We start from the raw sequence: 5420 nt of genomic DNA on the forward strand, positions 1-5420 counted from the left end.
AGCACGAGACCAATGCGCGAGTGAGCACGTCGCCGCAGCATGTTTTCTCCTTATCGTCCACGTATCACGTCGGAACGCGATGTCGTATAGACCTTGTGAAACGCATCGAAATGCACGTTGAAGAAGCCCTCCTGCGTCACGCCGCCCTCGCGCCACTTCCAGCTCCATACGGTTTCCGGCTTGAGCGGAAACACCGCCACCTGGCCTGGTTTGCCGAGCAGACGGCGCACCTCATCCTCGGTCATGCCCGGCTGGATTTTCGCGAAGTTGGCTGCGGTCAGCACCTGGGTGATGGCCTGCAGCTTGCCGTCACGGTCGATGTCGACCATATAGGTGTTGAGCCCTTGCGGGCCGCGCGGATATTCGAAGCGCTTCGAACCGTCAGTGAACGTGCGTTCGGTTTCTGGCTTGCCCATCTGGTTGCGAACTTCCGCCTCAGTCGTCACGCCGGGCGTGAGGCCCTTGAGCAACAGCGCGTCCGGCTTGATGGCGTTGAACAGTTCCTTGAGTTTTTGCACAGCACGTTGGCCCTGTTGGTCGTCGCAGCCCGCCAGCGCGAGCGAGGCGGCCAGCACGGCGACGGTAAGCAATCGGTAGCTCGATGCCATCGGGGAAGTCGGGATGCGGTCCGTTATGTGAAGGTTGGACGACAGGATAGCAAAAGCTCGCCCGCAAACGCAGCGAGGCGGCCAGTGGGCAAGCGCCGGGACGGAGAGCAATGCGGAGACGGTCCAGCGCAATGCGCCGTGCCTGCTACCGGCGAGACCCAGCGGAAAAACGGACGGAGAACGGATAGTCCACTAAAAGCGCGACGCGTCGGAGGTTATCCGGGGTCAACGAAGGCGTGCAAAACGGCGGGAGACTCGCGGCGGAACGACCGTGCGAAAAAGACGGGATAGATAAGAGACCCAAGACGACACGCAGCGGTCCGGCTGAACGAAGCAATCAGCCGCAGATGGCCGCTGACCCTACGCTTTCGCCCGTGACAGACCGCTGCACACGGCCGTCTGGTCCCTCGACTATTTTGCCCAGGTGGCGATAATTTAGACGCATTAAATTGATTGTGCGAGCCAGCGTTTACACTGAATCTTCTGATGAATAGACGCTGACTAACCCAGCGCAAATCCCGCCCGCCCGGCACCCTGCAACACCGAGTCATTTTGCGGCGTGTGGATGCGAGCGCACAGCACATCGCGGTAGTGCCGCTCAAGCGGATTGTCGCGACTCAAGCCCGGATTGCCACTCGCCTCGACGGCCAGTTGCACTGCTTCGATCGCCTGATTCGTCGCCGTGTATTTGACGAGCGGCGCTTCGTCGAGCGCCACCCGCTCGACGTGCGCCGTCGCATCGAGCAGCACGCGGTTGCTGAACAGCAGGGCATCGATGCGGCCGAGCGTTTGCTGAAACGACGCGAGACTCGCGAGCGGCGCACCGAGATTGGCGGGCGCGCGAGTCGTCGCCCAGTGCACGAACCAGTCGCGCGCGGCACGCGCCACCCCGTCGTACACCGCCGACAGCAACACACTCATCCATGCCATTCCAAGCGCGTCCAGTCCTGCACCGGGAGCGCCAGGCAACTGGATGTCCACGGCATGGTCCGCCGGCACAAAGACATCGTCGAAGACGATTTCATGGCTGCCCGTTGCGCGCATGCCGAGATGATTCCACAGCGCCCCGACCCGCACGCCTGGCGTGTCGCGTCGCACGAGCCACACGCCGACGCGCGGCGGGGTCTCGTCGCTACGCGCCCATACCGCCAGCCACGTCAAGCCGGGGCTGCCGGTCGAATAGATCTTGCTGCCGTTGATGACCCAGCCTTCGCCGCGACGCGTAGCAAGCGTGCCTGGCAGACCGCCACGAGCCGGCGTGCCAAGTTCGGGCTCGACCCGCAACGAATTGATCAGTGCACCGTCGCGAACGGCTTCGCTGGCGACCTGCTCACGCAGCGCACGCGGCCAGTTCTGGTTGCCCTGCAACCGGTGATGAAACAGATACTGCATGACCAGCACAAGGGCCGTCGACGGCTCTCCGCGGGCCACCGCACGCACCACCTTCAGGGCTTGCGGCAAGCTGGCTGCGCCGCCACCGAGATCCGCCGGCACCGTCAGCGACAGCAGATCGTGCTCATGCAGACGCGCGAAATTGGCATGCGGGAAATCGCCGCTGCGATCGTAGTCTGCGGCGCTTGCGGCGAACTCGCTGGTCAATTGCGCAAGCAAGGCGTCGAACGCGTCGCTATCGAGCGGCGGATGGCGTCGCGCCGCAGCGTGCGCGGCGGTGGGTTCGAAGTCGGGGGCGTTCATCGCAGCTCCGGCGCGGCCGCGCTGTCGCGACCGTGGTTATGTTCAGGCTTGCTGATGGTTCAAGGACACTTAAGGATACTTAAGGACTCGGGACCGACAGTTCACAAGTTTAAGGCAAAGGAAAACTGCGGTCGAAGCTCGCTTTTACATCGAGGCGCGCGGGAATCACGCTGGCGGCTGTGTAGGTGTCGGCGGTACGCTGCTGCGCCGCGATCACACCGTCGTCAATCGCGACTGGATGCACCTGACCGCGTTGATAGACGGTTTTCAACACGTCGGGCGGCAAGCCAGTTACGCGCGACTGCATCGCCGCGACCTCCTCAGGATGCGACAGCGCCCACTGCTGGCCAAGCGCCACGCGCCGCAAAAAGTCCGCTAGCACGGCACGTTTATCAGCAATCGCACGTTCAGTCGCAACCTGGTAGCTCAACCCTTCTGACAAGCCGACGCCATTGACGAGAATGCGGTCATGATCGCGGGACTCGCTCAGTGCCGTGTACGGATCCCACACCGACCAGGCATCCACGCTGCCCGATGCAAGCGCAGCCTTTGCATCGGCCGGCGCGAGGAACACCAGTGTGACACCGGAGAGCGGGATGTTGGCTTTTTTCAGGGCTGCGAGCACGAGGAAGTGACCGATCGAGCCGCGCGTCGTCGCGATACGCTTGCCCTTCAGGCTCGTCACATCGGTGAGCGATGAATGCGCACCGACGACGATCGCGAGATCGACCGGATGAGAGCGCGTCGCGGCCACTGCGCGCAGTTGGGCGCCCGCTGCAAGCGCGAACACCAGGGGTGCGTCGCCGAGGCCGCCCACGTCCACCGCACCCGCGTTCAGTGCCTCACCGAGTGGCTGCGCAGCAGGAAAGTTGAACCATTCGATCTGGTACGGCAGATCCTTCAGTTGTCCAGACGCTTCGAGAATGCCGCGTGTTTGCAGCGACTGGTCGCCTACTTTCAGCACGGGCAGATCGGCGGCACACGCCATGCCTGGCCATGACGTTAGGCCTACTGCGGTCAAGGCCAGCGCTGCCAATACAAATGATTTTGCCAGCACGTCACGAAGACGCGGCGACGCCATGCATGCGACAAACGCAAGAGGCGTGAAAAACCCACGGGAGAGAAAACGTGTTGTCGTCATATCGTTCGCTACGGACTAGTCAGCAACGACGATACGGCACGCACTTGTATAAGACAAACGCATTATTCTTCTAAGCAAATATGCGGATCTTGCTACGCGCGGCAGCGTGAACCGGTCTCATTGCAGGTATCATCGAGCGCACGATTCGCTTGCCCTCTTACCTCATCGCTCAACATGAAGATCGACGATATCGACGCCTATGTCGCCGTCATCCGCGCCCAGTCGCTGCAGCAGGCCGCGCAGACACTCGGCCTCACGCAACCGGCCATCACGCGCCGGCTGCAAAACTTCGAGGAAGCGTTGGGCATCGAACTGCTCGATCGCAATACGCGTCCGCTAAAAGCCACTGCAACCGGGCGCGTCGTCTACGAACAGTGCCGCGTTATCCAGCGCGAACTGGACGTGCTGCGCGGGCTGGTCGCGAACGATTCGCCGCCGGTCGGCGCACTGCGCCTAGGCGTCGCGCAGACGATTGCCGACATCGCGTTGCCCGATGCCATGCGCGAGTTGCGCACGGCTTACCCCGAGTTGCAGGCGCGCGCGTCGAGCGGTTGGGGAAGCCAGCTACTGCAACGGGTGGAAGCCGGCGAACTCGATGCCGCGGCCATCCTGCTGCCGGCCAACAAGACGTTCGCCGAGCCGCTCGCCGCACGCTCGCTGGGACGCGTCAAACTCGCGGTCGTGGCGCCGCATGGCGCGCTGAAAAAACGCGCGCACACGCTGGCGGAATGTCAGGCGATCGGCTGGGTGCTGAATCCGGATGGCTGCGGGTTTCGCGAAGGCCTGCAGCGTGCCTTGACCGGTCTCGGTCTTACGCTGAGGCTTAACATGGAGACACTCGGCACGGAACTGCAATTGCAGCTCGTCGCCGATGGCAACGGCTTAGGGCTGGTACCGCTGCCCTTGCTACAGACGAGCCGTTACGCAGTAGCTTTGGACGTGGTGACAGTGAGCGACTTCAAGCCGCTGATCGATATCTGGCTCGTGCATCCGCGCGTGCTCGGCAAGTTGCACCAGCCTGTAGAGCGTTTTGGCGCCTCCGTCGAGCGGCAATTCAAGTCGACACGACTGCAGTCTCAGGCGGCCTGAAGAAGACAGAGAGGAGCCAACGCGCGCGCCACCTGCTTCAGCGTGCGGTGCGCGTTGGCCCGGCTTGCGCGACCTTCAAATAGCAAGGGTCGCCGCTCAGATCACATGAAACCCATGCGTACCGTCACGCGCGAGCTGCGCAACCAGCCCGTACTCCCAGTCGAGATAAGCCTGCATCGCTTCGTGCGCGTTATCCGTGCCCTCGTAGGGACGACGGTACCGATCGATGCGCGGTGACGCGAGATGCGTCTCGCCGCTCTCGAGCGGCAGACCCGCCGCGATCCAGGCAGTCGTCCCACCCGTCAGCACCTGCACCGGCTTGCCCGTCAACGCGGCCAGTTCGGGCGCAGCGAAGCGCGCGAGCACACTGGTCCCGCACGTCACCACATAGCGTTGCGCCTCCGGCAAGCTGGGCAGCGCATCAGCCAGCTGTCCGCGCAACGCAAACCACGCGCCGGGAATATGCCGCGCCACATAATTCGCGCTCGCCGTGAAATCCAGCACGACCGTGCCGGGCGAACGCAGCAGGATAGCGAGGTCCGTCGGCGAAATCTCGTCGACGGCAGGCGGCGTCACCGCGTTGCGCACGGCGGGCGCTGCGCCCTCTTCCGTGAAATCGGCCGGCGTCAGACCATCGACCACGTACACCTCGACATTCATCTGAGCGAGCCACGAAGCCGTCATGTTGGCCCGCACGCCGTCGCTGTCCGCGAGAATCACGCGGGCGCCGCGCACCGACGCGAACATATCGGTCTCCTGTACAAGCTGTCCGCCAGGCGCGCTGCGAAATCCGGGGACATGACTCGCCTGGTACTCCTGCGGCGAACGCACGTCGAAACGATAGATTGTCCGCACGGCTTCCTCAGCCCAGCGGCGCGCTTCGTCGC

The 5420-nt window shown here is 63.4% G+C and carries 5 protein-coding genes; 1 reads left to right on the forward strand and 4 read right to left on the reverse strand.

Going from position 1 to position 5420, the window contains the following annotated elements:
• Positions 1-50 precede the first annotated feature (50 nt).
• The 3 genes from bamE to M0954_RS09440 all read right to left on the reverse strand — a co-directional run bounded on the left by bamE (position 51) and on the right by M0954_RS09440 (position 3291).
• On the reverse strand, positions 51-608 hold the full coding sequence (gene bamE, locus M0954_RS09430; RefSeq protein ID WP_133891419.1) for an outer membrane protein assembly factor BamE: 558 nt from the start codon (positions 606-608) through the stop codon (positions 51-53).
• Between the two features lie 501 nt (positions 609-1109).
• Positions 1110-2303 carry an acyl-CoA dehydrogenase family protein gene (locus M0954_RS09435; protein ID WP_297352817.1) on the reverse strand — a complete coding sequence of 398 codons (1194 nt, stop codon included), beginning with the start codon at positions 2301-2303 and terminating at the stop codon, positions 1110-1112.
• Between the two features lie 109 nt (positions 2304-2412).
• Complete coding sequence (locus M0954_RS09440; RefSeq protein WP_297352823.1) at positions 2413-3291, reverse strand: ABC transporter substrate-binding protein; 879 nt, start codon at positions 3289-3291, stop codon at positions 2413-2415.
• A 327-nt stretch (positions 3292-3618) separates the two neighbouring features.
• Between M0954_RS09440 and M0954_RS09445 the strand changes: the two genes are divergently transcribed.
• A complete protein-coding gene (locus M0954_RS09445; RefSeq protein WP_297352819.1) occupies positions 3619-4533 on the forward strand; it encodes a LysR family transcriptional regulator in 915 nt (304 codons plus the stop codon).
• A 96-nt stretch (positions 4534-4629) separates the two neighbouring features.
• On the opposite strand, the gene M0954_RS09450 is transcribed toward M0954_RS09445, so the two are convergent.
• Positions 4630-5420 (reverse strand): rhodanese-like domain-containing protein (locus M0954_RS09450; RefSeq protein WP_297352821.1); only part of this gene is annotated, 791 nt, incomplete at its 5' end.

The organism is Paraburkholderia sp., assembly GCF_026225065.1.
Classification (GTDB): Bacteria; Pseudomonadota; Gammaproteobacteria; order Burkholderiales; family Burkholderiaceae; genus Paraburkholderia.